At 56.0% G+C, this 452-nt stretch carries 1 protein-coding gene; it reads right to left on the bottom strand.

Annotated features, from left to right (window positions below; all coding sequences use genetic code 11):
• Window positions 1-85: 85 nt before the first annotated feature.
• A complete protein-coding gene (locus tag AWU74_RS08400) occupies window positions 86-418 on the bottom strand; it encodes a hypothetical protein (RefSeq protein WP_062328839.1) in 333 nt (110 codons plus the stop codon).
• Window positions 419-452: the final 34 nt, after the last annotated feature.

Raw genomic sequence — 452 nt, 5'->3', positions numbered from 1 at the left:
GACCACCAGTGCTCTTTAGGCGCTGCGCCAAAAAATTCATAGTCGACTTTTGCCGAACGGGTCTGAACGTATATCATGCCGTCCCCTACAGTTTTCCCGCGTTCTTCGCTCTGTCGGCGAGGGACTGTAATGTTACGGACGCTTTCTGCAGCGTATCGAGCACTTCGTTCATAGCCCGGAGCTGTTCTTTTTTCGCTTTCCCTTTCCCGAACAGATTGACGAGTACCGCGAGCGCAGGAAACGGAGCTTTTAGCTCGTCTTCCAGCTTTTTCTTTTGCCTGTCGACGGCTTCGGCAATGCAGTCCGCTCCGTACCGATACACGCCGGCGGTGAGCGCGTCCGCCCCGGAAATCCTCCGCGGCGGATTAACGATTTTATATGATACGGCAGGGTTGCCGCTGGCAGCGTTCCCCTCCACCCCCTGCCGTTTGATTCAGCCGAGGCTTTTCACC

Source organism: Treponema endosymbiont of Eucomonympha sp., from assembly GCF_001028545.1.
This window is presented reverse-complemented; position numbering and strand designations above follow the sequence as displayed.